At 58.3% G+C, this 25444-nt stretch carries 25 protein-coding genes; 14 read left to right on the top strand and 11 right to left on the bottom strand.

The features are described 5' to 3' along the window. Position 1: 1 nt before the first annotated feature. Together ACI3K0_RS20820 and ACI3K0_RS20815 are read left to right on the top strand one after the other, a co-directional pair. Positions 2-1684, top strand: coding sequence for a dipeptide ABC transporter ATP-binding protein (locus ACI3K0_RS20820; protein WP_404946144.1), 1683 nt, complete (start codon positions 2-4; stop codon positions 1682-1684). 91 nt (positions 1685-1775) lie between these two features. After that, positions 1776-3017 carry a CapA family protein gene (locus ACI3K0_RS20815; RefSeq protein ID WP_404946143.1) on the top strand — a complete coding sequence of 414 codons (1242 nt, stop codon included), beginning with the start codon at positions 1776-1778 and terminating at the stop codon, positions 3015-3017. 66 nt (positions 3018-3083) lie between these two features. Here the strand turns inward: ACI3K0_RS20815 and ACI3K0_RS20810 are convergent, their stop codons facing one another. The 4 genes from ACI3K0_RS20810 to ACI3K0_RS20795 all read right to left on the bottom strand — a co-directional run bounded on the left by ACI3K0_RS20810 (position 3084) and on the right by ACI3K0_RS20795 (position 5937). Beyond that, entirely contained in the window at positions 3084-3293 is a 210-nt protein-coding gene (locus ACI3K0_RS20810) for a helix-turn-helix domain-containing protein (protein WP_148148657.1), read from the bottom strand. 180 nt (positions 3294-3473) lie between these two features. Further along, positions 3474-4025: a hypothetical protein gene (locus ACI3K0_RS20805; RefSeq protein ID WP_404946220.1), complete on the bottom strand. Its 552-nt coding sequence runs from the start codon at positions 4023-4025 to the stop codon at positions 3474-3476. 257 nt (positions 4026-4282) lie between these two features. Next, positions 4283-5686, bottom strand: a complete 1404-nt coding sequence (locus tag ACI3K0_RS20800) for an amidase (RefSeq protein ID WP_404946142.1) — start codon at positions 5684-5686, stop codon at positions 4283-4285. Further along, positions 5686-5937, bottom strand: a complete 252-nt coding sequence (locus ACI3K0_RS20795; RefSeq protein WP_404946141.1) for a hypothetical protein — start codon at positions 5935-5937, stop codon at positions 5686-5688. Before ACI3K0_RS20795 ends, ACI3K0_RS20800 begins: the two co-directional genes overlap by 1 nt. A gap of 287 nt (positions 5938-6224) precedes the next feature. Here ACI3K0_RS20795 and ACI3K0_RS20790 point away from each other — a divergent pair, with 287 nt between their 5' ends. From ACI3K0_RS20790 to ACI3K0_RS20765, 6 genes are all read left to right on the top strand, one after another. Continuing rightward, positions 6225-6965: a LuxR family transcriptional regulator gene (locus ACI3K0_RS20790; protein ID WP_206828894.1), complete on the top strand. Its 741-nt coding sequence runs from the start codon at positions 6225-6227 to the stop codon at positions 6963-6965. Between the two features lie 237 nt (positions 6966-7202). Further along, positions 7203-7946 carry a LuxR family transcriptional regulator gene (locus ACI3K0_RS20785; RefSeq protein ID WP_148148661.1) on the top strand — a complete coding sequence of 248 codons (744 nt, stop codon included), beginning with the start codon at positions 7203-7205 and terminating at the stop codon, positions 7944-7946. Between the two features lie 75 nt (positions 7947-8021). After that, complete coding sequence (locus tag ACI3K0_RS20780) at positions 8022-8783, top strand: acyl-homoserine-lactone synthase (RefSeq protein WP_183686408.1); 762 nt, start codon at positions 8022-8024, stop codon at positions 8781-8783. Positions 8784-9494: 711 nt separating this feature from the next. Further along, on the top strand, positions 9495-10388 hold the full coding sequence (locus ACI3K0_RS20775; RefSeq protein WP_404946140.1) for a DUF3991 and toprim domain-containing protein: 894 nt from the start codon (positions 9495-9497) through the stop codon (positions 10386-10388). A 234-nt stretch (positions 10389-10622) separates the two neighbouring features. Then, entirely contained in the window at positions 10623-10805 is a 183-nt protein-coding gene (locus ACI3K0_RS20770; protein WP_404946139.1) for a DUF1419 domain-containing protein, read from the top strand. A 55-nt stretch (positions 10806-10860) separates the two neighbouring features. Beyond that, positions 10861-11001 (top strand): hypothetical protein, encoded by a 141-nt coding sequence (locus ACI3K0_RS20765; protein ID WP_404946138.1) that lies wholly within the window; start codon positions 10861-10863, stop codon positions 10999-11001. Positions 11002-11363: 362 nt separating this feature from the next. On the opposite strand, the gene ACI3K0_RS20760 is transcribed toward ACI3K0_RS20765, so the two are convergent. The 4 genes from ACI3K0_RS20760 to ACI3K0_RS20745 all read right to left on the bottom strand — a co-directional run bounded on the left by ACI3K0_RS20760 (position 11364) and on the right by ACI3K0_RS20745 (position 14324). After that, positions 11364-11624: a hypothetical protein gene (locus ACI3K0_RS20760; RefSeq protein WP_148148665.1), complete on the bottom strand. Its 261-nt coding sequence runs from the start codon at positions 11622-11624 to the stop codon at positions 11364-11366. A 280-nt stretch (positions 11625-11904) separates the two neighbouring features. After that, positions 11905-12141, bottom strand: a complete 237-nt coding sequence (locus ACI3K0_RS20755; protein ID WP_404946137.1) for a hypothetical protein — start codon at positions 12139-12141, stop codon at positions 11905-11907. Between the two features lie 126 nt (positions 12142-12267). Then, positions 12268-13737 carry a sensor domain-containing diguanylate cyclase gene (locus ACI3K0_RS20750; RefSeq protein WP_148148640.1) on the bottom strand — a complete coding sequence of 490 codons (1470 nt, stop codon included), beginning with the start codon at positions 13735-13737 and terminating at the stop codon, positions 12268-12270. A gap of 212 nt (positions 13738-13949) precedes the next feature. Beyond that, positions 13950-14324 (bottom strand): hypothetical protein, encoded by a 375-nt coding sequence (locus ACI3K0_RS20745; protein WP_206828923.1) that lies wholly within the window; start codon positions 14322-14324, stop codon positions 13950-13952. 459 nt (positions 14325-14783) lie between these two features. Here ACI3K0_RS20745 and ACI3K0_RS20740 point away from each other — a divergent pair, with 459 nt between their 5' ends. Then, positions 14784-15092 (top strand): DUF736 domain-containing protein, encoded by a 309-nt coding sequence (locus ACI3K0_RS20740; RefSeq protein WP_183686418.1) that lies wholly within the window; start codon positions 14784-14786, stop codon positions 15090-15092. Positions 15093-15631: 539 nt separating this feature from the next. Here the strand turns inward: ACI3K0_RS20740 and traG are convergent. The 3 genes from traG to ACI3K0_RS20725 are packed head-to-tail and all read right to left on the bottom strand — an operon-like array spanning position 15632 to position 18060. Next, entirely contained in the window at positions 15632-17590 is a 1959-nt protein-coding gene (traG, locus tag ACI3K0_RS20735; protein ID WP_206828901.1) for a Ti-type conjugative transfer system protein TraG, read from the bottom strand. Further along, the gene (gene traD, locus ACI3K0_RS20730; protein ID WP_404946136.1) at positions 17577-17792 is read right to left on the bottom strand and encodes a type IV conjugative transfer system coupling protein TraD; all 216 of its coding nucleotides are present in this window, start codon (positions 17790-17792) and stop codon (positions 17577-17579) included. The genes traG and traD overlap by 14 nt, the downstream gene beginning before the upstream one ends. A gap of 4 nt (positions 17793-17796) precedes the next feature. After that, positions 17797-18060: a TraC family protein gene (locus ACI3K0_RS20725; protein WP_206828903.1), complete on the bottom strand. Its 264-nt coding sequence runs from the start codon at positions 18058-18060 to the stop codon at positions 17797-17799. Positions 18061-18310: 250 nt separating this feature from the next. Here ACI3K0_RS20725 and traA point away from each other — a divergent pair, with 250 nt between their 5' ends. The 5 genes from traA to ACI3K0_RS20700 all read left to right on the top strand — a co-directional run bounded on the left by traA (position 18311) and on the right by ACI3K0_RS20700 (position 25415). Then, positions 18311-21943, top strand: coding sequence for a Ti-type conjugative transfer relaxase TraA (gene traA / locus ACI3K0_RS20720; RefSeq protein WP_404946135.1), 3633 nt, complete (start codon positions 18311-18313; stop codon positions 21941-21943). Further along, positions 21940-22506: a conjugative transfer signal peptidase TraF gene (gene traF / locus ACI3K0_RS20715; protein ID WP_404946134.1), complete on the top strand. Its 567-nt coding sequence runs from the start codon at positions 21940-21942 to the stop codon at positions 22504-22506. The genes traA and traF overlap by 4 nt, the downstream gene beginning before the upstream one ends. Next, positions 22496-23659 carry a conjugal transfer protein TraB gene (locus ACI3K0_RS20710; protein WP_206828905.1) on the top strand — a complete coding sequence of 388 codons (1164 nt, stop codon included), beginning with the start codon at positions 22496-22498 and terminating at the stop codon, positions 23657-23659. Before traF ends, ACI3K0_RS20710 begins: the two co-directional genes overlap by 11 nt. Positions 23660-23672: 13 nt before the next feature. Continuing rightward, positions 23673-24284, top strand: a complete 612-nt coding sequence (locus ACI3K0_RS20705) for a TraH family protein (RefSeq protein WP_206828906.1) — start codon at positions 23673-23675, stop codon at positions 24282-24284. A gap of 576 nt (positions 24285-24860) precedes the next feature. Then, a complete protein-coding gene (locus ACI3K0_RS20700) occupies positions 24861-25415 on the top strand; it encodes an autoinducer binding domain-containing protein (protein ID WP_404946133.1) in 555 nt (184 codons plus the stop codon). Positions 25416-25444: the final 29 nt, after the last annotated feature.

Genomic DNA, 25444 nt, shown 5'->3' with positions numbered 1-25444 from the left:
TATGGAACAGCAACACCACCACGACCCCCTCCTCGTTGTAGACAACCTCACCCTCAAACATCAGGGCGCCGCGGCGACCACGACCATCCTACGCGATGTCAGTCTCGAGTTGCGACGAGGTGAGATACTCGGACTAATTGGCGAGTCCGGTGCTGGAAAATCGTCGCTCGGCAATGCGGTCCTCGGTCTGCTCGCACCCGGATTTAGCCAGACCGGCGGACGCATTCTGTTTGAAGGACTTGCGCTCAATGAATTGAGCGACAAGCAGCGGATGGAGTTGAGGGGGCGCCGGATCTCGGCGATTTTCCAGGATCACACAGCCTCCCTCGACCCGCTGATGAGTGTCGGATCTCAAATCGTCGAAACGATACGGGCACTGGACGATGGCCTGACATCGCGGCAGGCGAAGAGTCGTGCGCTCGAACTCATGCAGCGCGTGGGGATCCCCGATCCCGCCATACGCTTCCGTCACTACCCCCACCAGTTTTCCGGTGGACAGCGGCAGCGTATCGTCATCGCCATCGCATTGGCCGGCAGGCCGGATATCATCGTTGCGGATGAACCAACCTCTGCTCTCGACGCGACCATCCAGAAGCAGATCCTTGCCCTATTGCGAAACCTCACTGACGAAACAGGGGTCTCGGTTATGCTCGTTACGCACGATATGGGCGTGATCTCGGAGATCGCCGACAGGGTCATTGTAATGCGTCACGGCAAGGTCGTCGAACAGGGTGCAACATCCGCCATTCTCGACATGCCCGCCGACGCGTATACGAAGGATCTCCTCGCTGCGGTTCCGCGTCTGCGTCTCCCTCCAGCCAGCTCCCCAACCAACGACGTGCCTCGTTCGGCCGATCCTCAAGCCAACATCGTGCCACAGACTAAGCTTGATCAGAACCCGATATTGCGCGTGAAGGACGTAACCAAGACTTATGCCGGTCGCAGTTTCCCCTGGCTTCGGCGTGGCCCACAATCTCCTGCCCTTCGGGATGTCTCCATCGAACTTGTGCGCGGCTCCATAACGGGCATCGTGGGGGAGAGCGGCAGCGGCAAGAGCACGATAGGACGCATTGTTGCCGGGTTGGAAACAGCAGGCCGAGGATCACTCGACCTTAATGGCAGGCAGTTCGATATCTCTCTCGCCGGAAAGAAAAATGGGCTGCTCGGTCAGGTTCAGATGATCTTTCAGGACCCGGCGATGTCTCTCAATCCGCGCATGTCGATTGGTGCCGCCCTGGAGGAAAGCGTCTGGTTCGGGAGCCGGGGATCACCATCGGATCGACAGGATGTCGGAGAGATGATGGATTGCCTAGGGCTTCCAAGATCGCTGCTGCTGAGTTTTCCGCATCAGCTTTCGGGAGGCCAGAAACAGAGAGTGTGCATTGCCCGAGCACTTCTGGCCAATCCCAGCATCATCGTTGCTGATGAGCCGACCTCGGCGCTCGACGTTTCGGTCCAGGCGGACATCGTGAGGCTGCTGAAGGAAACGGTCAGCGAGCGAGGTGTCTCGATGCTGTTCATCTCACATGACCTCGCACTCGTGCAGGACCTTTGCAGCGAAATCTACATTTTCAGGGACGGTGTCGTCGAGGATGCCGGCAGTGCCGACTTCATCTTTTCCAAATCTCAAAATCCATACACGAGACGTCTCATCGACGCACGACCCGGCCGGTTCACGCACTGACGGAAGGTCGTTCGCCGATCCGATGCCATGAATATTCAATGATCATTTCAGCAGGTTTCACGCCTGATTGCCACGCAGGAAAAGCCCAATCATGTCCAATATCTTCACGGTTGCCGTAACCGGCCAATCCCTCATCAAGCACGACATTCGCACTGTTCAGACGCCGGGGTTCAACGGCGTACGCGAGGCGCTCGGGAAATCCGACTTCGCGTTTACCAATTTTGAAAGCACCATATTCGGCAGCCACGGCGGATGGCCGCTTAAGGGCTCGTTTTTCGGCGCCAGCCAACCCGTCGTACTCGATACCCTTCAATCGCTTGGCATCCACGGTCTTTCCCTCTCGAACAATCACGCCTTCGACCTGGGCTCGCCCGGGATCCTGTCAACGCTTGAAGAAGTCGAACGTCGCGGCTTTCTGCATGCCGGCATCGGCCGGAACCAGACGGCTGCAGCTCGCGCCGGCAAGGGCTCGTTCAGCGGTCGCAAAGTTGCTCTCGTCGCCATGGATGGTGGCCCTGGCCCAGACTTCATGTATGCCTCGGACGCATCCGCAGGCCGGCCTGAACGGCCGGGTGTCAATCGCCTGAAACTAACCCAGATCATCGATGTGGATGATGAGGCGTTCCAACAGATTGCTGCGATCCGGGACAAAGTCGGCTATACGACGATGGACCTCGGCAATGACAGCCAGCCTGACGACAAACCGATTGTCGATGAACTGACAGAGATCGCGCTTGCTCGGGGCCTTTACAGACGCTCAGAGGGATTCGCCCGAAACGTCAAGATTGATCAGGAGGATCTTGCACGGAACCTTGCCGCGATCACCGCTGCGGCAGAAGACGGATGCCACGTCATCGCCTATCTCCATCATCACCATTGGGCCTCGGACTGGTACCAGGTACCGGGCTGGGTCGGATCGGTCGCGAAGCGTTGCATTGACGCCGGCGCCACCATGTTTGTCAGCCATGGTGCTCCGGTTCTTCAGCCGGTCGAGATCTACAAGGGCAAGCCGATTTTCTACAGCCTTGGCAACTTCATCTTCCACCTTCGGCCGGGAAAGTCCAAATGGACCGCTCGCGAAATCTGGGAGAGCGTGATCGGGCTCTGCTTTTTCGACGAGAACGGATCCCTGACCGGAATGGAGTTTCATCCGGTCGTCATCGGTGGCAGCGAAGGACTGAAGCAGGAAGCGCTCGATCAACGCATTGCCCCCGAAATCGCCATCGGCGAAGACGCCCAGAGGATCCTGCGACGGTTTCAGAGCCAGTGCGCATTGCTCGGCACGCAGATCAGGATCTCGGATGATGCAGCGTTCTACGATGTTGCGCGATAAAGTGTATCGGCGGGTCGGGCGGACCGCTTCCCACGCCGGACTGTCGGCACGTGTCCGCCAGTTCGGTTACCGTGCTTTCAACAGGTCGGCGGCTTCGACATTGAGGATCCGTGCCAGGCTGTCAACCATGTCGATCGTTGCCGAGTACTGGCACCGTTCCAGCGAACTCACATAGGTTCGATGGATGTCGGCCCGGTGTGCGAGCTCTTCCTGTGAAAGGCCTTGCTTCAGCCGAGTGTCACGCAAATTCGCAGCGAATATTTCTCTGATGTCCATGGCCGGATTCATGCGCTGCGACGCGCATTCATCTACAGAGTATACTCTGCATTTCTGGGCAGTTCGTGCGGGGCTCAGGTCTGCAGACTCGCTGGTTGCCCATTCAGGAGGCGTGATACATCGTGCCATCGATCACATTGCCGCGTGCACGATCCATAGATCAATTCTGTCCATGTCCGATCAGTCTTCGAACCGACGTAGCATTGCAATCAATTCGTCATTCTCGCGGCGCAGTTTATCGACCAGGAGCCCTTTCAGGCGGCGGTTCTCCAGCTCAAGCGCCGACAAAACATCGCGCTCGTCGAATGAGATGGCGGCTGCCCTCATCGCAGCCGACGCTCTTGGGGCGCGCTGTGCCCGCTTCTTTGCGGTTCTTGCCAGGCGCTGCTTCCGAACTTTCTCCGGCTTTTTCGAAGCCGGGACACTCTCCGCTGCCTCGATCACCGGCGCAATCGGCTCCACCACGGGACAGGCTTCCCGCAAGGCTGCAACCGGAGGCACTTCCGTCAGCACAGGCTCCGGCTGGGGCGTGATCGCGGACTCCATTGCGAGTGGGGTTTCGGACGGCTGGCGCGCTGCAATTGTTGCCGGCATGTCGTCGGCGACGGCTTCGGACAGCGCACGTAAATCCGTATTGCCCCAAATCGACTTCGCGGTTTCTCGTGGCTGCCTGCGATTTGATTTGTATTCGACGACAAAATTGCGTTGAGGGCGATTGGTTGGGTTTTTCAAGAGGCTTTCCCGCGTGCCATGTCCAGGCAATGCTTCTAAATTCGTTTTATATGTGACGCTCAATAACACAAAGCGCCTGTCATGCCTGTCCCGTTTCAGATTCTATTTACAGGGACACGCTGCTTCATGCAAACCTTCGAGAAATAGTCTCTTCAATCACTCCAGCGCGCTCCCCAGCACGGGCATCCTGCCTAAAATCCGCCCGATGAGCTCACCCGATCTGACCTCGGAGGCAGCTTGAGTGCAGGTTCAGTCTTCTACCTTGCCGCATGCGGACGGATATTCCTGCAGCCCATGCCTGCCTCTACGACATGCGCGGCACGATAAATGCTGAATTCATCAAAATTGCGTCCGACGATCTGAACGGAGAGCGGAAAACCATCGGCATTCAGGCCGGCTGAAACGCTCATCGCCGGCGAGCCAGTGAGGTTGAAGGGCGCATTGGCAGATGGCGTTCCGTTTACCAGCGAGTTTCTGGCGACATCCTTCATTCGTGGTGCAACGCTGAGGGCACCGACTACAAGCAGGAGATCAACGAAGCGGAAGACTTCCGCCAGCTCGTGGACAAGCTCTCCCCTGCGCCGGCAAGCCTGAACGTAATCGACCGCAGTGAGCAGATAGCCGGGGAGAAAGCGCTCCACCGAAAACGGCCCATACTGCTCGATGTTGTGCCTCAAATCGTATTCATGAATGGCGGCGGCTTCGCCATACATGATGATCCGTTGCGCTGCGAAATAGTGACGTAGCGGTGACAACCTAACCTCAACGGTTTCGGCGCCCGCGTCCTTCATCAGAAGAGCTGCTGTCTCGAAGGCCGAGATACACTCGTTCGAGAAGCGGTCCCGTTCCTCTTCGTGAAAGTGTCGCACGAGACCTATTTTCATGCCTTGAAGGCCAAGTGCTGGGGCTTGCGACCATGGCTGTGGGGCAATCTCGACTGACGACGGATCCTCGGGATCGAAACCTGCAAGCGCCTCGAGCGCGATCGCATTGTCCTCGACCGTCCACGTCATCGGCCCGACCGTGTCCAGCGAAAAGGCCTGCGGTGTAATGCCGCGACGGCTTAACCGACCATAGGTCGGCTTCATTCCGGCAATCCCGCAATAGGCAGACGGTGTTCGAATCGATCCGCCAGTATCGGTTCCGATAGCCAGTGGCACAGCTCCCGCCGATACGGCAGACGCAGACCCACTGGATGAACCTCCTGTAAATCGTTCGATATCCCAGGGGTTGCGTGCAGGTCCAAAGGGTAGGCTGAAATCCGGGCCACCCATCGCAAATTCCTGCGTCTCATTCTTGCCCATGTAGATGCCCCCTGCGGCGCGCAATCGCTGAACAACCGCAGAGTCCGTTTTGGCAACCTCATTGATCGTCAGCCGCGAGCCGTTGGTGGTCGCAACCCCTTCAACATCGATAATGTCTTTTACCGCGAATGGGATTCCGTGCATGCGTCCCTTGTAGAGGCCGCGCGACATTTCGGCCTCGGAGGATCGAGCATCGATCCGGGCACGTTCAGCATCAATAGTGTTGAAGCAGTGGAGCGTCGGATTGAGCCTGCAGGCACGGTCCAGATAATGGTCGAGAACATCGACCGGCGATAATTTGCGTTGACCGATGAGCCGGGATATCGCTGACAGGCCAAGCTCCCAAATTTCGGGCATCATTCGTCCCCCGTTTCGCGGCGAGTTTCGGTTTTGGCGAAAGCGGAGGCGCCGGCATGAGGTGATGCTGGAACATGGAACAGGTGTGCCGGCTCGGCCGCTCGGTTTCGGGGAATCCGCAACGACTCCGCCAGTTCGCGCAGGCGTCCGTACGATCGGAGTGCGGCTTCAAACTGCGCCTGGTTCAGCGACAATCCGGCGCGTTCAATGAGTGCTGCGCAGTCCTCACTCGTGATCCTGTCAATTTGCATTGATTCTGCCTTTCGCGGTGCGCACGGATGTGTCCGATCCAAGCGGCCCAATGTGAGCTTTCTGTACGGTTCGGTTGCCTGCGGATTAAAAGTCGTAGTTCGCGCCATAGACACGAGGTCTGATCCGATCGCGAGGAAGAGGATACTCTGTGGAATGCAGTACGTGTCACCCATATGCTCTACCTATGGTCGAGGTGATTTCTCCGACCTCAAATTCACATCCCGCTCAATAAATCGCACGGCATCGCCGATCACTTGCCTGGCCGCGCAGCGTAGGGAGGATAGCCATGGATCAAAGCCTTCTTTCCTGGTCTCTTGGGAGGCTGGAGGATGTCGATCGCATAGAGGAGATGACACCGGTCCTTGGTGAACTTGCCAGCGTCTATGAATTCAACCACATGACGTTCGTGATTGCCCGTCTCCGAGGAACCTCGGACAACTATCCTTTCTATTGCACGACCTATCCTTCTGAATGGACCTCTTCGTATTCAGCCCATAACTTCGTCTCGATCGATCCGGTGATGCGTGCATTTCCCTTGGCATTGTTGCCGATTGATTGGGCTACTTTGGACTGGCGTTCGGCAGAAGCGGAGCGGTTTCGCCTTGAGGCTTTATCTTACGACATCGGCCCAAACGGCCTCTCGGTCCCTGTTCGAGGACCGAGAGGTGCTCAAAGCCTGCTTTCCGCTTCATCTGCGGTCGATGGTACGGAGTGGTTTAAGTTCCGCGATCACCGTACTCACGACATGCTGGTCTTGTCCCATTATCTCTACGAGAAAATCCTGCGCATCAGCGGATTTATCCAACACGACCGCCCTCATCATTTGTCAAAGCGCGAGCGCGAATGCCTCTGCTATTTGGCGAACGGTTCCATCGCAAAGCAAACAGCAATGTATCTGCAAATTTCAGAGAGCGCCGTGAGGCTATATCTCCAATCTGCCAGAAGAAAACTCGGGGTTCGTACGAGCCACCACGCGGTCGCGAAAGCCATCATCCTTGAGATCATCTCCGCAGACAGCGAGCGCTGATAAAATCCGTGCCTCACTCGAAATCGTCAATCTGTTGATTTCGATAGGTTGTCGAAAGCAGCGTCTCAGGCACGATGCGCCACGGCCATGGTCACTACGACCTCCGGTTATGCCTATGAAGCCGGCCTTTTGAAAATTCGTTAAGCCAAACTTCATTATTGTGACAGTTTATCATATTTTATACAGGCTGTTTCATAGCGGCCATTCTCCCAATCGAAACTATTCAATCAAGGAACAATGACTACCGAATTTCACTCGAAAACACTTCTAGCAGCGTCAGTGCGAATATCCGAAGCTACTGAATTAACTGACGCTTTGATTGCTTTACAAAAAATCTACGACATTGATTTTACGACCTATCATCTCGCACACACGATTTCCGACATTGTCGATACGCCTTTCGTCCGTACGACCTATCAGGACGCCTGGGTCGCTCGCTACCTCCTACGCGGCTATGTCCGGGTCGATCCGGTCATTCAGGAGGGGCTTGTCCGCCAGCTACCGTTCGACTGGCGTGAGATTGCGGTCAAAGACAGCGCTGTTCGAGCGTTTATGCTCGATGCTCGAAAACACGGCGTTGCGCAGAATGGTTTTTCCATTCCAATCATCGACAAGTCACGGCGCGCGCTGTTGACCCTCAATTCAGGCGTTGACGGCCCAGCTTGGACTAGAAGGATAACACGATATCGAAGTGAATGGATTGAAGTCGCGCAGCTAATTCACCGCAAAGCCGTTCTACAATTATACGGCACTCGCGATCCTATACTTCTCCTTAGCCAGCGCGAGCTCGAGTGCCTCCATTGGGCCGCTCTCGGAAACGATGCCACGGGTATTTCAACAATCCTCAACCTGTCGCAGCATACCGTCAAAACTTACCTGAAATCCGCTCGTTATAAGCTCGGCTGCATCACCTTGGCCGCAGCGACCACCAAAGCCAGACATCTTCGTCTCATCCATCCGTATGGCAATACCCCCATATGAGGGAACGCATAGAAGGATATTTTTCGTCTCCGGGAGCAGCTCCATGCTGCAGTGCACCAAGCACTGGAGATGAACATGTACCTCCTCATTCAAGCACATCAATATGACAGGTATCCGGATCTGCTCGACCAATCCTTCCGGCTGAGAAAGCGAATTTTCGCTGACCAATTGGGATGGTCGGTCTCCGTCGTCGGCGACTATGAAAGAGATATCTATGATGATCTCAACCCGGCCTATTTCATGTGGTGCGATGACGACGCGCTCACGCTGTACGGCTGCGTGCGGCTGATGCCGACCACTGGACCGACGCTCCTTTACGACGTGTTCAGAAGTACCTTCCCAAATGCTTGTGATCTTGTGGCGCCATCAATCTGGGAAGGGACGCGAATGTGCATTGATGACGTGGCGATTTCCCACGATATGCCTGATCTGAAACCCGAGAGGGCCTTCTGTTTGCTGCTCGTCGCGCTTTGCGAAGTCGCGATGACAAACGGCATCGATACCCTCGTGTCGAATTACGAACCTCACATGCGACGTCTTTACAGGCGGGCGGGCGCAGAGCTCGAGGAGCTCGGACGCGCAGATGGGTACGGCCGACTTCCCGTCTGCTGCGGGGCCTTCGAGGTTTCGGCCAGGATCCTGTCGAAGATGAGAGCGGCTTTACACGTGACACAGCCGCTAAGCGGTTATCGACAGTCCATTCCGGAACCAAGTACACCAACTCGCGTGGCACGTTTGCCGTTTGTCGACCATCGGCATCAGCTCTATCTCGAAAGCGTGAAAGTGGTGGGCACGGCTAAAGGAGACAAACCACTTTCTCAATGGGAGCAAGGCTGATGCCTCCAGTGATTAGTGTCGCACCCTCGCCCATTGAACGCCGCGAATTTGAATGCCGGGGATGACCGATGGGCAGACCCTACAGTGCGGTCTTAGCGAGGCGGCAGTCATGTCATTCGGCGAGCTATCATGGAGGCGAACCAAACCCGCTCTCATGTGATGGCTTTCTAGGCTCAGGGCTGGATCTTCCACGTTCAACCCGCAAGGGGTCGGGCAGCCATGCTGCGGCCGCTTGGCCTCGCCAGCGCGGTGATCGCCCCCGTCCACAGCCTCTTGAAAAGCCATCGAGCGGGAATTTGCCCGCTTGCAATCGGAGCCTCTCAGATGTCATACGATCTTGTCTTGCACAATCCCAAGCTTTCCAGCTTTCCCGCGACCTGAGGGTCCCGGTTACCGTCTTTGAAGTTGACGGTGAATATAGCGTGCTGCCCTCCGACGAAATCGACGCAAGCGACGACCTCGACATCGTGCATGAATTTTCCCTTCGCCAGCTCATTGAGCCGGCCGTGGCCGTTAAGGCCAGTGTGGTACCGCTTGCGAGCAGGCGCCCGCAAGGGAGGCTTCCCCTCGGTTGGAGTGTGAAGAACCCCATTTTGGGGAACAGCCTGCTGCGCCCTTGCAGGCTTTCCTTTTCGCGGTGGACCAGAAGTGCCCCGCATATTGCGGATAAATTGAGGTGAGAGGACCGATCTTAGTGTGATCGGATAAGGAATGGACAGAAAAGAGATAGAAGAATTGCGGGAGCGTGTTTCATGCGTCGCTGTGCTTGAGACGGCGGGATTTGCGATCGACGCCAAGGAAAGCACAAGGCGCGCGGTCAAATACCGACGGGCATCGGAAATCGTCATCTTGACCCATGAGGGGCAAGGATGGTTCGATCCGCTTGGCGATGCGAAGGGCGATGTGTTTGCACTCGTCTCTCATCTCGAGAGCGTCGGGTTTCCGCAAGCGTTGGAGCATGTGGCCAGCCTCAGCGGATTTCGATCCGCTTCGCCCGTATGGCAGACTGGACCTAAAAAAGTGGCGATAGTGCCAGTGTTCCAACGATGGCTAGCACGGAGCAGTCCTGCACCGGCGTCCGGCGTTTGGCGCTATCTAAAAAGGGATCGTTGTCTGCCAGTTGATATTCTTCGACAAGCCATCCGACAGAATCTTCTTCGCGAAGGACCGTCCGACAGCATGTGGGCCGCTCACACCGACGACACGGGCACGGTCACCGGCTGGGAGGAGCGTGGGCCCGACTGGCGCGGTTTTTCGAGCGGCGGCACCAAGGTGCTGTTCCGATTTGGCGCTGCTGCCGGGTTGCGGATCTGCGTGACAGAGGCCGCAATCGATGCGCTGAGCCTCGCGGCAATCGAGGGTCTTCGGGACGGTACGATCTATCTCAGCACCGGTGGCGGCTGGTCGCCAAATACCGAAACTTCGCTTCGACATCTGTTGCGTCAGCCCTCTGCGCAACTCATCGCGGCGACAGATGCCAACTCGCAGGGTGAGACTTTTGCGGATCGCTTGCGCGCCCTCACTGACGAACTGGATCGAGACTGGCTGCGCCTGCGTCCAACTGCAGACGACTGGAATGAGGTTCTGAAGCAAAGAGGTGGGTGAAAACAGGAGGTGGAAGGAGGCCTGCCGCATGCGCGCCGGCCGCATCAAGGGAGGCTTCGCCCGGCTAGTGCCGGCGCTTGACCCGCCCGGACACGAGAGCGGCCGAGCGGGACGGGTGATGAAGGACTGAAGAGACGGGTACGTCGACAGGACACCACCCGCTTCGGTGCCTGAACCCTGGAAATCGACGAGTTCTGCTACACCTACCTGCTCGATATCCTAACGCCGCTGTGGATGCGTGGGCCGATCTTTGCCATGCGTGAGTTCATGACCGGGTCGATGACCTCGATCTTTTACGCTATCCATATAGACGGCGCTCTCCGTCACTTCCATGCCTATTGCGACCTTTCCGATGCCACTTCCGTGCAGATAATACGTGCGGCGATTATCGCACGCGAAAGTCCGGCGGTCAGGTAATGCGCCGCGAGGAGTGCCTCGAGCATATCTGGAGCACGACCGCTGGCCGAGGCCGATGCAGGGCCATCGCACAGTGATGCTCTATCGCGGCAAGGAAGGCAGCTTCCTCAAGCTTCTCAACGCGCTGACCGACGAAGAGAGCGCCGCCAAGCTGCAGGTGCATCTGCGCCGCCTGCCCTCAGACCTGGCCACCTGAGCCAAATCTGATCCTCAACAAATCTGCGCCGCGGCTGGCGAAGCACAGCGTCGATTGGTGTCTAATCAAACGCGCACCGGTGGCCTCTTGCAGTTCGCCGCCGAACTGGATGCCAAACTCAAACAGCTGCGGGACGACGAAGATAAACTGGCTGCGGAGGTATTCACCGAGGCTAATGCAGCCAGGGCCGCACCGGCTGCATAGCTGCGCTGCACAATAAATGGATGCGGCGCGATCAAAAAAGGATCATAACGCCCGGAGCTGATGCACATTGCGACCTCCCAGTCGCGCAGCAGCTGTTCCCCTCTGGAGGTTCAAGATCTCCACACTTCATGGGCCGCGTTCTCCGCAGGCCCATTTTTTTATGCCTCGGTCGGCTCGTTCGGCATTGCCAGGCGCGTTCTGCCAACACGGCTCCTCCAACTGCCGCGCCGCTCGGCGGCCTGGAGCGCCAGTAGGTCCAGATATCGCTCGCGCATTTCCTTGAACTCGATATCCCCTCGGATCCAGTCACTCAGCAAGGCGATGAAGGCTGGATCCTGATCGATCGGAGCGCCTCGGGCTGCTGCGCGGTCGATGGCGCGTTGCGCGATTGCTTTGCGGGTCTCGGGATCAGCGACCATATGGACCTCAGCTTCTGTTTGGCATGGGCCGCGACCTCTAGCAGGCACTTCCGCATGACGCGACTTGAAATCCTCCTTCGTCAACAATATCTGACGATCACTTCCCGATGAAACGACGTCCTGCTCGCGGCAATCGCCGCGGCGTTCGACATTGTGCCGGGACACAGAGAAAGGCGCTTCCCTGATGGGTCGAGCGCCTTTTTCCTATTTGTGACGGCGGCAACTGATCTGTTGCATCTTGACCGGGATCGCATCGAAGATGAGATTTGCGCATAAAAAATCATGGGAACACATGCCATTCTATCTTGTAACGCAGACATTGCTGGTCGAAGCCGAAAATGAACATGACGCCGCTGAGACGGGAGCTGCCCAGCTCCGCTCCGGCGCGAAAATCACCGTCTCCGTGACGTCCGATGAAACCACGATAACGCATATCACTGTCGCTGCGACAGGCGACGGGCAGCCGCCTGTCTTGCACCCGATTGTGGAAGCCGCTGAGCAACCACACGTCGCTCAATCGGAAGCCGTCCTCGTCACGCCAACTGATAGGAAACTCATATTGAGGCGCATGATGGCGGATGCGGTTGCGCTTTTGAGACCGCGAACTTAGTCCGTTCGTCCCTTTACGGCGCTTGCTGTTATCCTAGCGTGTCCGAGTGTCGACGCGTCGTATGCCAGCGCTGACGGCGGCCGCGGCATAATGTGCCTTCTTGTGCTCGTACATCAGAAAATCGGCACGCCTCACGACGGATTCCATCGCTTCTCCGGTCTCGCTGGTCGCGACCCCGTAAGACATGCTGAGCGGCATGGTAGAGTAGAACTGATTATTGATGTTCAGTAGTTCCATGATCGTTTCCACCATCGCCCCAGCGGTTTTGGCGTCTGCACCTGGCAAGAGGACTGCAAACTCGTCGCCGCCTATGCGGCAGGCATGGTTCGGCGCAGATACGGCGCCGTTGAGGATTTCGCCGAACCGGCGCAGCAGACCGTCGCCGGCATCGTGCCCGAGTTGATCATTGGCATCCTTCAGGCCGTTGAGATCGATCACGATCGCCGAGACCGGACGTAGCGACTTGCGCTCCAGCCGGTTCATCTCATCCGCATAGAATGCGCGGTTATAGAGCTTGGTCAGAACATCGTGCTTGCCGAGATATTCGAGATAGGCCTCCGCTTTCTTGCGCGCGGTGATGTCGGCGAGTGCCACCTGAACTCGCGACCAGTCGCGCTCGTGGCCGGGAAACACGGAAAAGTGCAGCAAAATATGTCGCTGGGAGCCATCGAGCGCGTAATTGATCACTTCACGATGGTGAAAAAGATTGCCATTCCACAGCTCCATTAGCTGTTCGCGGAATGGCTTTTCCATATCGTCTCGGAAGACTTCGCCGAGGCGCTGCAGGAGATCTGACCGGTCTTTTGCGCAGAACAGGTCGAGCGTCGCCTGGTTGACATCAATCACCCTGATCTCGCTCATGCATTGGCGCACAAACTCCGGATGAACGTCCATGAATGTGCGGAAATCGCTGATACCGCGATCACGTATGTCCTCGATCAGCGCCCGGATGCGGCTGAAATCCTCGATCCACAGTGACACGGGTGAATGCTCGAAGACGCCCTCTGCCTGGCGACGTTGCTCGGCTTCGGCGCGGCGGGCATCTTCGCGGTCAGTAATGTCTTCGGTCGTCAGAAGCAGCCGGTCGAGTGTCCGTTCATAACCGGGTAGCACGGCGCCACGCAGCTGGATATCCAGCCGCCGCCCAGCGATCGTGTAATTCACCGTCGTGCTCGTAAATGTTTGTGCGCCATCGAAAAGTGCTGCAAGCTCGTTGATATGGGTGTCCAGCATATCGTCGCGGAAGACGGAGGCGATATTAGCTGTCAGATGATCGAGGCTTTCAGCCTCGAATAATTCCAGCGTCTTGGAATTGACGTCGAGAACCCGGATGCGGGTTGAGCAGGCGATGACCCGGTCGCGATTCTCGCGCAGGAAGGCCCTGATATCAACGACGCCGTCTGCGCGCCAATCATCGAATAGTGCCTTCACCCCGCTGAAATCCTCGATCCACATGGCAATCGGCGCGAGGTTGAAAATGTCGGAATCAAAAACAGCGGTCATGAAGAGTGCCTAAGAGAAGACTGATACAGCCGGACCTACGTATCCGGAAAGGCCACCTTATGGGCAAGAGGTAAACCGCTGCTTGCCTACACGCTTATTAAGTGAGGTGTGAAGGTGAATGAGGAAAGAACCCGATCGCCGATCGTTCCTCCTGCCGCCGCTTTCGCTCAACTGCCGCCTACGCGATCCCGGCCGCTCGTCGTTCGCAGGGCTCAAGAGCCCCGCTTGTCCGGCGCAGCAGCGATGCTCGGCCGCAGTTGCGGCAGTCCGGCCGCCCGGCGGTTCGGGGGGTGTCCTCGAGAAAAATGAAGACAGGAAGGGCTGGCAAGGTGCCGGTCCCAAGCCTCAAAAGGACACATCACTTGCAGATCATGAGGGCTGACCCGCGCGCTTTGAAGGAAAACCTTGACCGCATGCGCCAGTCTAAGTCGTCGCCGCAGGCAGACGTGCTGATGCTGGCGACGATCGAAGCCGTGGGCATCGTCCATCTCCATCCAGCCTTCCCCAGATCGGCGGCTTTGGAGCGTCGCGCCTGGGTTTGCGGGATGGTTGCGTTCGACAATGAACGGCTTGGTCTGCTGCGGCATTTGTCCTCCTGGCTGCGATTCTCGGTTGCAACGATATCCCACAGATCGTTGCGGGCAAGCGGGGCTCTGTTTGCGATGAGCGTATCTTTCTCAAAGAGGCAAGCAATGACGATGGTTCTATGGGGCATGACCGTGACTGCCACTCGTAGTTATGGCAAATGCGGCGGAACGCCATTGTCAGATCCCTTCACGTCAGAGCCTCGGGCAACCCATCTGCGGGCTCGATGAGGCATGTCTGAACGGAGATCGGCTGCGCCTCGATCGTCTTCCCGCAACGACAACGTTCAGATTTCTTGCCCCGGAGCCTTACTGGCTCCTCCTTTCCCACCAACAAATTTGCACCTTGCCGTCCTCCATTTCATTGCGGCCTTATCAGGTGCGGTCCGATCGTCACCGGTCTTTCGACAGCCATCGAGGCCGCGATGGGCGCGGCCCGATACACAAGAAAGGAATATGACAATGGCTACCATCGGCACCTTCACCTCTTCCGAAAATGGCTTCACCGGCTCCATTCGCACTCTCGCCCTCAACGTCAAGGCCCGCATCGCCCGGGTCGAAAACCCCTCCGACAAGGGCCCGCAGTTCCGCGTCTACGCCGGTAGTGTTGAACTCGGCGCCGCCTGGCAGAAAACCTCCGAGCAGGGCCGCGACTACCTCTCGGTCAAGCTCGACGATCCGAGCTTCCCGGCTCCGATCTACGCAACGCTCGCTGAGGTCGAAGGTGAAGATGGCCTTCATCTCATCTGGTCCCGCTCGAACCGGGACTGATCGACATCATGAGGCTCCGCCACCAGCGGGGCCTTCTTCGCGACCGAAAAGCCAAAGCCGGACCTGGTATCGAGCCATGTCCCGCTTTTTCGGGTGGGGAAGCTGCTAAGAATGCGTGATGGTACAATCGTCACTGCCTGCGTCAGAGAATGAACGGTTTCCCCAATTTGCTCCAGCCCCCCCCTGACGGACGTTCTTCGCAAACCGTCTCCCCCGCTCCCCGGCTTTGCCGGTCGCTTGCGAGATGATCTACGAACTAGCAATCCAGATCGAAGAACTCCGGACTGAGCTGCGCAACGCTGAAAACGGTGCGGAACGCCGTCAGATCCAGGCCGAGCTCGAAATCGCAGGCAGAGCTGATTGTCGCGGGCGCCGAGGTGGACGGCTTTGCAGAAAGCGAGCCGTCTTTCTGAGGCGGATATGTGAACACCCCCTTCGTCAAGCCTTTTCACAATCACAAATCGCATTCTGCAATAGCCTCGTCTGCCGTCACATTCGCCTCGCAAGCTTCCCAGTATCGCATCGCTGCCTCCCGTCCTTTATCCAGTTCGATCAGCAGCCTGCGACGAGACGTCCGCGGTGGTGGTGCTCTTCTGGAACCGGTTTTCTCCGACACAGGATCTCATGTCAGCGCGGCGGAACCAGATCGCGCGCCCGCAGCGCAGCGGCGCGTTGCCCGCCGTAAAGACAATCTGCTCGTCGGCACGCATGCGCAGCACCTCGTGCGGCTGGATCAGTGGCCTCGACGCCAGTTGCTTGGATCGCGTGCGAGAGGATCCGCGCGCCTGGAAACCGTGGCTGACCTGATCGATCTCGACCGTAGTCGTGCCGCAGCGCCGCGAAATGTAATCCGCGGTCTCTGGATCGTTGATCGCAGCGAACGAGATCCAGCTGGCACTCTCGAACCATTTGCTCGCCGCGTCCCGCCCGCCATAGGTTTCGCGCAACTGGCCGATCGACTGATAGATCATCGTCAGGCTGATGCCGTACTTGCGGCCAGCGTCTCGCGCCGTCTCCAGGATCCGCATGTAGCCAAGGCGCGCCACCTCATCGAGGAGGAAGAGCGCCCTGCCCTGCATCGCGCCATCGCGATTGTAGATCGCGTTGAGGAACGAGCCGATGATCACTCTTGCAAGCCCGGCATGCGTCTCCAGCGTCTTAAGGTCGATATTGATGAAGACGTCGGTCTGACCGTCTGCCAGCGCGTCAGTCGAAAAGCTCGATCCTGAGACAAGCGCGCCGTAGTTCGCGTAGCTCAGCCAATGGGTTTCCTTGATCGCATTCGCATAGACGCCGGAAAAAGTCTCAGGCGTCATGTTGACGAACGCGGCGACATTTTCCTTCACGAAATCCGATTCCGAATTGTCATAGATCTCCTGCAACCGCGCCCGCAATTTTGGCTCGGGCTCCGAGAGATTGGCGCGGACCTGCCGCAGCGTCTGATCCTTTTCGACCGTGTGCCCGGACAGGCAAACATCTGCGATCATCGCCGTTAGCAGATGAAGGCCGGAGGCTCGAAAGAAGTCGTCGCGGACACCCGTGGCGCGGCCGCTGTCGCTCATGATCCAGGAGGCGATGGCCGCGATATCCTCTTCCTTCGTCCCGCCGTTCCGGCCGATCCAATCCAGCACGTTGAAGCCCGATTGGGGGTTCTTCGGGTCGAGCACGACGACGCGACGGCCTGCCTTGCGCCGGTGTCCGCTCACCATCGGCGCTACTTCGTTCGAGGGGTCGAGGACGACCAGCATCCCGCCCCATTTCAGCGCCGTCGGTATGGTCACCGACGTCGTCTTGAAGCCGCCGGAGCCGGCAAAGACGACACCATGCGATGAGCCGAAGGATCCGTCGAAGCACAGGAGCGGCGACTTGCCGCCGCTGCCCCAACTCGTGGGATCGTCTGATCGAAATGCCAGAGCCGCGACATTGTCACGATCGACGCGATACTTTTCGCCGATGACCATTCCGCCGGCTCCGGAAAACAGCTTCTCCGCCTCCGGCATCTTCATCCAGTCGGCCTCGCCATGGAGTGAGCGCTTCCCACGCATCCGCTTCGGCTCATCCCGTGCAAAGGCAGCATTGCCCTTCACGGCGACCCTGAGCGCGAACGCCCCGGCGACGACGGCCGCTCCACTTCCGATCACCGTAGAGGGGTCGGTATAGGAGAGCAGATTTCGGCCGGCTGGCAACTGTCCGATTAATCCGGCAAGCCTTGTTCCTTCCCGGATGAACGCGATAGCCAGCACGCCAAGAGTGCCGCCGGCCACGCCCCAACCAGCCGCCTTGATGCTCCGCGACCCTTGTGCGGAAAACAGGATGGTGACGCCTGATGCGGCGGCGAGCACATAGGGCGCCACCAGTCCAATCCGACCGAGCGTCAGCCTGGCTTGCTCCGATTTGCCAAATGCTGCCAGCCAGTTTTCGATACCAGGAAAGAGCAGGCAAATCGTTGCCATAAGCACGACCGGCATGATGACAAGCACGATTCTACTGATCGTCATGGCCGAAGGCCTCCGCACCGATCGCCAGCAGCCGATCCCGTTCCTCGCCGTCCGCTTTCACGCGCAAGGCGCCGTCGATCAGAAGACCCAGCAACAGCGCGCGCTTCTCGAAGCGCAGACCGGCCTTGATGATCAGTCCGCCGAGCTCGATTTTCTCGCGGGTGTCCTTCCTGCGGGCTTCGGTGATACTGGCCCGTGTCATCCGCTCAAGCCTCCTGAGATTGGCCCGCAGCCTGGACAGCCCTGACCGCCGTCTTCGCGTAACTGCCCCCTGCTTTGCTGCCGTTCCGAAACCGATTGGTGATTTCCTCGAAGGCCGATTGAAGCTCACTTGCCTCGACCTCGAAATTTCCGAGGCCCGCCTTCAGAGCAATGCGCCCGATCCGCTCGGCATCTCGCGTTTCGGCTTGCTTCAGTTCTTCCTGAAGTCGAGCGAGTTCCTCGCGAAGTTTTGCTGTTGGCTTCTTCATGTTGGCGATCTCCTGTCGTCGCTACGGGATGATGAGGTCCAACGGTCCCTCAATTTTCTCCCGCTCGAAAGGTGCAAATTTGCACCTCGCCAAAGCGCCAGCTTTTGGCGAATGATCCCGCCGTTTCGAAGAAGCGGATCCAAGGGCGCAATTATACGTCGCTGGCGCGACGTGCTCGAAGAGCGGCCTGGCGGGGCCGCCGTTATCTTCGAACCGATTGAAATCGTTTGCCAAAAGGAAAAATTACCTCGTGGCCGTCCCGCATTTCTCAGTCAGTATCGTTGCGCGAGGCTCCGGCCGCAGCGCGGTCCTGTCTGCGGCGTATCGGCACTGCGCGACAATGGATTTCGAGCGGGAAGCAAGAACAATCGACTATCGCGCCAAGCAGGGTCTCTTGCATGAGGAGTTCGTGATCCCGGAAGATGCGCCCGACTGGTTGCGGGCGATGGTGGCTGAGCGGTCCGTCTCAGGGGCGTCCGAGGCCTTCTGGAACAGGGTGGAGGCGTTCGAGAAGCGGTCCGACGCCCAGCTTGCAAAGGACGTCACCATAGCCCTGCCAATCGAGCTGTCGGCCGAGCAGAATATCGCGTTGGTTAGGGATTTCGTTGAGCGGCATACCAAGGCGAACGGCATGGTGGCCGACTGGGTCTATCACGACGCGCCGGGCAATCCGCATATCCATCTGATGACGACGTTGCGACCGCTGACCGAGGATGGTTTTGGGGCGAAGAAGGTCGCAGTCCTCGCCCCCGATGGAAGGCCGCAGCGCAACGATGCCGGCAAGATCGTCTATGAGACTTGGGCCGGTGGTGCAGAGGATTTCAACGCCTTTCGCGAGGGATGGTTTGCCTGCCAGAACCGGCATCTTGCGCTCGCTGGATTGGACATCCGCGTGGACAGTCGTTCTTTCGAAAAGCAGGGGATCGCGCTAGAACCGACTATTCATGTCGGCGTTGGCGCGACGGCGATCGAGCGGAAGGCAGATGGCGCGGGGGAGGCCGCATCCGCCGCTGCGGTAAAGCTCGAACGGATCGAGCTTCAGGAAGAGCGCCGCGAAGAGAATGCCCGTCGCATCCAGCGGGATCCTGGCCTCGTCATCGATCTCATCACGCGCGAAAGAAGCGTTTTCGACGAGCGCGACATCGCCAAGGTCCTGCACCGCTATATCGACAATCCGGCCCTGTTTCGAGATCTGATGGCGCGGGTTCTGCAACACCCTGATGCGCTGCGGCTGGACAAAGAGCGGATCTTGTTTTCGACGGGTGCCCGGTCCCCGGCCAAGTACACTACTCACGAGCTCATCCGCATCGAAGCTGAGATGGCGAACAGGGCGCTATGGCTCGGTCGACAGCAGGCGCATCACGTTGCGAGCCGTGTTCTCGCCCAGACCTTTGAACGGCATGATCGTCTCTCGGACGAGCAGAAATCGGCCATCGAGCATATCTCGGGAAATCGTCGGATCGCTGCGGTCGTTGGCCGCGCTGGCGCCGGCAAGACGACCATGATGAAGGCCGCCCGGGAAGCTTGGGAAGCGGCCGGCTATCGCGTCGTCGGTGCCGCGCTTGCCGGCAAGGCCGCCGAAGGCCTGGAGAAGGAAGCGGGCATAGTGTCCCGCACGCTGGCGGCCTGGGAGCTGCGCTGGGATCAGGACCGTGACCGTCTCGACGAGAAGACCGTCATGGTCCTGGACGAGGCCGGCATGGTCTCCTCACGGCAGATGGCGCGCTTGGTCGAAGCTGCGACACTATCAGGTGCAAAACTGGTCCTGGTCGGCGATCCTGATCAGCTTCAGCCGATCGAAGCGGGTGCTGCCTTCCGCGCGATTTCCGAGCGGATCGGCTATTCAGAACTCGAGACTGTCTACCGGCAGCACGAGCAGTGGATGCGCAATGCCTCGCTCGAGCTTGCCCGTGGAAACGTATCGGATGCGCTCTCCGCCTACGAGAGCAAGGGCATGGTGCGAAACGGTTGGACTCGGGACGATGCCATCACGATGTTGATCGACGACTGGGACCGCGAATACGACCCAGCCAAGTCCTCCCTGATCCTTGCCCATCGCCGTATCGACGTCAGGATGCTGAACGATCTGGCACGCAGCAAGCTCGTCGAGCGCGGCCTCGTTGAGCCCGGCCATGCGTTCAAGACGGAAGATGGATTGCGTCAGTTTGCGGCAGGAGACCAGATCGTCTTTCTGAAGAATGAAGGATCGCTCGGTGTCAAGAATGGCATGCTGGCGCGTGTCGTTGAAGCGCAGCCAGGCCGCATCACCGCTGAGATCGGTAATGGCGGTGACCGGCGTCATGTCGTCGTCGAACAGCGCTTCTATACCAATGTCGACCATGGCTATGCCACGACCGTTCACAAAAGCCAGGGCGCCACCGTCGACCGAGTGAAAGTGCTGGCATCGAGAACGCTGGACCGGCATCTTTCCTATGTCGCGATGACCCGCCATCGCGAGACGGCCGAGCTCTATGTCGGGCTGGAAGAGTTCGCCCAGCTGCGCGGCGGCGTGTTGATGGACCATGGCGAAGCGCCCTACGAGCACAAGCAAGGCAACCGGGCCAGCTACTATGTCACGCTCAACTTTGTCGACGGTCAGGAACGCACGGTCTGGGGCGTCGATCTCGCGCGTGCGATGCATGAATCGAGAGCCGAGATTGGAGATCGCATCGGTCTTAAGCATATCGGATCGGAGCGCGTTACGCTGCCTGATGGCACCGAGGCGGATCGCAATTCCTGGAAGGTCGTGCCCGTCTCGGAACTCGCGATGGCGCGCGTGCATGAACGGCTGTCTCGTGACGGCTCCAAGGAAACGACGCTCGATTATCAGCACGCCTCTGCCTATCGCGGAGCACTCCGGTTTGCCGACACGCGTGGCCTGCATCTGATGAACGTCGGGCGCACCCTGCTGCGCGATCGGCTGCAGTGGACCATCCATCAGAAGGACAAATTGACCGATCTCGTTTCGCGGCTCGCTGCCATCGCGAGCCGTCTCGGATTGGGTCCAGGTTCTGCCAGCGAAATCCACACCCGCGGCGCATCCGAAACCCGCAGCCAGACCAACTCTGTCATACACGAGGAAAGGAAGCCCATGGTTGCTGGCATCAGCACATTTGCAAAATCGATCGAAAAATCCGTCGAGGACAAGGTCTCCGCCGATCCCGCCTTGAACAGGCAATGGCAGGAGGTCTCGGCCCGCTTCCACCTCGTTTATGCCGATCCGCAGGCGGCGTTCAATGCGCTCAATGTCGACGCCATGGTTGTCAATTCCGAAACTGCGCAGACAACAATCATGACGATTTACAAGCAGCCGGAAACCTTTGGCGCGTTAAAGGGCAAGACTGGTCTATTCGCCGGCAAGGCCGAAAGTCAGGCGCGCGAGACGGCGCTTGTGAATGTTCCGGCTTTGGCCCGTGACCTCGACGGCTATCTGCGGAAGCGGGCTGAAGCCGAGCGTCGCTACGAGGCCGAAGAGCGCGCAGATCGCTTGAAGGTCTCGATCGATATTCCGGCGCTGTCCGGTGCGGCCAAGCAGATCCTCGAAAAGGTGCGTGATGCTATCGACCGCAACGACCTTCCCTCCGGATTGGAATATGCGCTTTCCGACAAAATGGTGAAGGCAGAGCTGGAGGGATTTGCCAGAGCCGTCTCCGAGCGTTTTGGGGAAAGGTCGTTCCTGCCGCTCGCTGCGAAGGAGGCAGATGGCAAGGTGTTCGAGAAGCTTTCCACCGGCATGGCGCTGGCCCAGAAGGCCGAACTGGAGTCAGCATGGAACACGATGCGGACGGTGCAGCAATTATCTGCCCATGAGCGAACCGTGACCGCCCTCAAGCAGGCCGAGACCATGCGCCAAACGAAGACCGCGGGACTCTCCCTGAAATGAGCACCGAAACATTGTACAAGCGTCGTCCCAAGAGCGCAGGCCGACCTGTGGCTTTCATCCTGCTGGGCGCCTTGCTCTGCCTCACGGCGGTCCTGGCGGCAGGCTTCGGTGCTGGCATTAGGATCAACACGACACCGAGCGAGCCGCTCGGGCTCTGGCGCATCGTGCAGATCAATCGCCCGGTCGAGATCGGCGATCTCGTCTTTGTCTGCATGCCTGACAGCACCGAGCGTGAGGAGGGAAAATCGCGTGGCTATCTGAGATGGGGAATTTGCCCTGGCGGGACCGGGCCGCTGATAAAGGAAGTCGTTGCGATGGCTGGACAACAAGTTGCAATCGACACGAGCGTATCGATCGATGGTGTAAGGTTGGACCGCTCCCTACTCGTCAAACGTGATGGTCTCGGCCGGCCGCTACGCCCCTATCTCGGTGGGATCGTGCCGGCGGGACGGGTCTTTCTCCACTCTCCTCTCGAAGGCTCATGGGACAGTCGGTATTTTGGCCCGGTTCCGGTTTCGGGAATACTCGGACGCGCGCGCGAGGTGCTGACCTATGCGCCCTGATCGGTGGAAGACAGCGGTCCTCATAGCATGCGCGGTTGCAACTGGCTGGGTTGGATGGAGCGGCAATCTGTCCCTTCTGCCGGTTTCAGTGGCCTTCCCGTATCTGTGGTCACGCGCGCCAAGTCGGGCTTCGGCGGCGCTCTTGTCCGCGGGGTATTTCCTGGCAGCCTCGCGGGGATTGCCGTTGGGTGTCGCGGCCTTCTACCAATCCGATATTTGGCCAGGATTAATCTTGTGGCTGGTGGCGTCGAGCGGGTTTGTCTTCGTCCAATCTGTGCTCTGGACGGGTCGACAAGGTGGTCGAAGCGGTCTGGCCTATCTCATCGCCATGATCCTCATGGCTTCGCCTCCCTTCGGAGTTCTCGGCTGGGCTCATCCAATCACCGCTGCAGGCGTCGTCTTTGCCGGCTGGGGTTGGGTGGGGCTGATAGGGATGGCAGCCGGCCTCTCGATCATGGCGACGCGGTTTTGGCCGACTGCAGCCCTCACCTTCGCAGGTTGCTGGCTGTGGTCCGCCGCATTCTGGACGCAGCCTCAGATAGGGCGCGAATGGCGGGGCATCGACCTCCAATTGGGGGCCAGAATGGGCCGTGAAGCAGGACTCGCCTATCAGCATGATCTTCTTGCAACGATCGTTCGAAGCGAGCCCCCGAACCGGTTCGTCGTCCTGCCGGAAAGCGCTCTTGGCTTTTGGACGCCGACCGTCGCGACCGTGTGGCAGGCCAATGCTGTGAAGGGCCGCATGACTGTTGTCGCCGGGGCCGCCGTCGTCAACGAAACGGGATACGACAACGTTCTCGTCCGGATCACAGGCCAGCGCGCCGAGGTCGTCTACCGCGAGCGAATGCCGGTGCCGGGCGCGATGTGGCAGCCTTGGCGACAGCTGGCCGGCGAGAGCGGTGGTGCGCGCGCACATTTCTTCGCGAACCCTGTAGTCGAAATAGCCGGGAAGAAGATCGCCCCCCTGATTTGCTACGAGCAGCTCATCGTGTGGCCCATCCTCCAATCCATGCTGCATCACCCTGACATGGTCCTAGCCGTAGGAAACGGCTGGTGGACGACGGGCACATCCATAGTCGAAATCCAGCGCACGAGCGTCGTGGCCTGGGCTCGCCTTTTCTACAAGCCTTTCGTGATGTCCTTCAACACCTGACGGAGAGAGAAAAATGTACGCTGCCTTGACGAACGATTGCCTTGACGCAGCATTGCCCCCTGCCATAATCGAGCAGTTCGTTGCATCCGCCGGCTCAGACGATCCTTTGGCCATAACAATCAAGCAAGGGGGGCGCCTTGTCCTGATCCCGAAGCAGCGATCGCCCGAAGAGGCGTTGAGCACTGTAAGGGACTATGTGGGGCGCGCATCGGTTAGAGTCGGGGTAACCCAGCTCCCCGCCGGAATAGGACTTAACGACCCGTCTCAACTGCAGCCGGGTATTTTTGACCGCTGTGAGAATATGCGCATTGGGACCGCCCTGTTCGCGAAAGTCGCCCGGATCGTGACCAAGTGGTATGGCCGCCCAACTAACATCGAGCTTCTTCCTCAAATGATGGATGACGCGATCTATGCCTGGAGAACAGGAGAGTTTGAAGGACAGAATGTTTTCAAGACCGAAGATCCGGGCGGTCCTACGTTTTTCTTCAATGGATCCGGGGAAGTTCAGCCGATGGCGCTTATCAACGAACCGACGCGCCGCGACGAGAGGGAGAAAAACACTGACCCCAAAGACGCTGCAACTACAGGCATCCGCATCGATCTGTCGCGCATCGGTGGGCAGTAACGATGTCGATATTGAGAGCGAGGCCGAAATGACACGAAAATGCTCTAACGGATGCGTCGACACATTTGAATCATCATGGGGCAGTTTTCTTACAGAGCTTGTCGGATCTCTTGTCATCTTCCGCATCGCCAATCGCGTCGAAATGGCCTTTCAACAAGCGGTAGCTGGTCTGGACGAGGGCTATTACTTGCGCGTGATCAGATCAAGGCGATTACCACCATTGACGATCGCGCCCAGAACGTACGGCTCGCTGTAAGTCCACTGGCGGCTTTATAACTCGGGCCGATCGACCCGTTGTTGTAGGTCGTTCTTCCTGAAGTAGGTACCCGAACCAGGCCACTCGTGGCCTTCAGAAACGGCCTGTTTGACCCATGGGTGAGATAGACAATGGGTATAATCTGTTTGCAATTCAACCAACTCACGTTAAAATATGATATTTAGTCCGATATGTTTATGAAGTTTGCGATCTAGTATGCCCCATATTTTCGGCGATCACCGTCCGATCGCGCTGTAGTTTTATGCTTCCCTCTGAGAATTAGAGTCGATCGCGGGGCTTAAAGAGATGAGGAATCATTGATGGCCCGGTGGGTTGAAAAGCTTTTGGACATTAACGCGATAGCTCGTGATCAAAAGACGCTGAAATCGGCGCTTGCAGAACTCGCAGATAGGTTCGACTGTTCTGGATATGCTTTCGTCAACTTGCAACCCGGTCAGGCTTATGGAATCTCGAACTATCACCCCGAGTGGCAAGCGCGATATCGCGACAAAGGTTTTCAACTGCTCGATCCGGTGATGACGCAAGCGCGGCGCCTCATGCGCGCATTTTCATGGTCTGGTGACGCGCTGCGAAGTTCCCTATCCGCCAAGGAGCGGGGCTTCTTTTCTGACGCTTCCGATTATGACATCAGATCGGGTGTCTCCATCCCGATCGCCGCGCCGAACGGGGCAATCTCCATGCTGACTTTTGCATCTTCTAAACCAAAGCTGGTCATGGAGCGAGACATCAATGCAATTGCAGCGGCTTCTGCTGTCGGATCGTGTCCCATGGAATGGTGTAGCTCGGTTGATCATCGAGCTTTCCGGCCAAGGCCGGGAATGGGTCAACTTGCGGCTGGCAAGCTGATAAGCTGATCATCGCTCATTGTGGCGATGGTTTCCAG

The sequence above is a fragment of the Rhizobium sp. ZW T2_16 genome, assembly GCF_044987325.1.
In the GTDB taxonomy this organism is placed as follows: Bacteria; Pseudomonadota; Alphaproteobacteria; order Rhizobiales; family Rhizobiaceae; genus Neorhizobium; species Neorhizobium cellulosilyticum.
This window is presented reverse-complemented; position numbering and strand designations above follow the sequence as displayed.

Bases quoted from the DNA above. Each gene is read 5' to 3' on its own strand.
- traD (WP_404946136.1), bottom strand. From the start codon at position 17,792: ATGACACGGGCCAGTATCACCGAAGCCCGCAGGAAGGACACCCGCGAG.
- ACI3K0_RS20815 (WP_404946143.1), top strand. From the start codon at position 1,776: ATGTCCAATATCTTCACGGTTGCCGTAACCGGCCAATCCCTCATCAAG.
- ACI3K0_RS20705 (WP_206828906.1), top strand. From the start codon at position 23,673: ATGTACGCTGCCTTGACGAACGATTGCCTTGACGCAGCATTGCCCCCT.
- ACI3K0_RS20745 (WP_206828923.1), bottom strand. From the start codon at position 14,324: ATGCCGCAGCAGACCAAGCCGTTCATTGTCGAACGCAACCATCCCGCA.
- ACI3K0_RS20770 (WP_404946139.1), top strand. From the start codon at position 10,623: ATGCGTGGGCCGATCTTTGCCATGCGTGAGTTCATGACCGGGTCGATG.
- ACI3K0_RS20820 (WP_404946144.1), top strand. From the start codon at position 2: ATGGAACAGCAACACCACCACGACCCCCTCCTCGTTGTAGACAACCTC.
- ACI3K0_RS20775 (WP_404946140.1), top strand. From the start codon at position 9,495: ATGGACAGAAAAGAGATAGAAGAATTGCGGGAGCGTGTTTCATGCGTC.
- ACI3K0_RS20750 (WP_148148640.1), bottom strand. From the start codon at position 13,737: ATGACCGCTGTTTTTGATTCCGACATTTTCAACCTCGCGCCGATTGCC.
- ACI3K0_RS20780 (WP_183686408.1), top strand. From the start codon at position 8,022: ATGTACCTCCTCATTCAAGCACATCAATATGACAGGTATCCGGATCTG.
- ACI3K0_RS20795 (WP_404946141.1), bottom strand. From the start codon at position 5,937: ATGCAAATTGACAGGATCACGAGTGAGGACTGCGCAGCACTCATTGAA.
- ACI3K0_RS20725 (WP_206828903.1), bottom strand. From the start codon at position 18,060: ATGAAGAAGCCAACAGCAAAACTTCGCGAGGAACTCGCTCGACTTCAG.
- ACI3K0_RS20710 (WP_206828905.1), top strand. From the start codon at position 22,496: ATGCGCCCTGATCGGTGGAAGACAGCGGTCCTCATAGCATGCGCGGTT.
- ACI3K0_RS20790 (WP_206828894.1), top strand. From the start codon at position 6,225: ATGGATCAAAGCCTTCTTTCCTGGTCTCTTGGGAGGCTGGAGGATGTC.
- ACI3K0_RS20785 (WP_148148661.1), top strand. From the start codon at position 7,203: ATGACTACCGAATTTCACTCGAAAACACTTCTAGCAGCGTCAGTGCGA.
- ACI3K0_RS20810 (WP_148148657.1), bottom strand. From the start codon at position 3,293: ATGGACATCAGAGAAATATTCGCTGCGAATTTGCGTGACACTCGGCTG.
- ACI3K0_RS20765 (WP_404946138.1), top strand. From the start codon at position 10,861: ATGCAGGGCCATCGCACAGTGATGCTCTATCGCGGCAAGGAAGGCAGC.
- traG (WP_206828901.1), bottom strand. From the start codon at position 17,590: ATGACGATCAGTAGAATCGTGCTTGTCATCATGCCGGTCGTGCTTATG.
- ACI3K0_RS20800 (WP_404946142.1), bottom strand. From the start codon at position 5,686: ATGCCCGAAATTTGGGAGCTTGGCCTGTCAGCGATATCCCGGCTCATC.
- traF (WP_404946134.1), top strand. From the start codon at position 21,940: ATGAGCACCGAAACATTGTACAAGCGTCGTCCCAAGAGCGCAGGCCGA.
- ACI3K0_RS20740 (WP_183686418.1), top strand. From the start codon at position 14,784: ATGGCTACCATCGGCACCTTCACCTCTTCCGAAAATGGCTTCACCGGC.
- ACI3K0_RS20700 (WP_404946133.1), top strand. From the start codon at position 24,861: ATGGCCCGGTGGGTTGAAAAGCTTTTGGACATTAACGCGATAGCTCGT.
- ACI3K0_RS20760 (WP_148148665.1), bottom strand. From the start codon at position 11,624: ATGGTCGCTGATCCCGAGACCCGCAAAGCAATCGCGCAACGCGCCATC.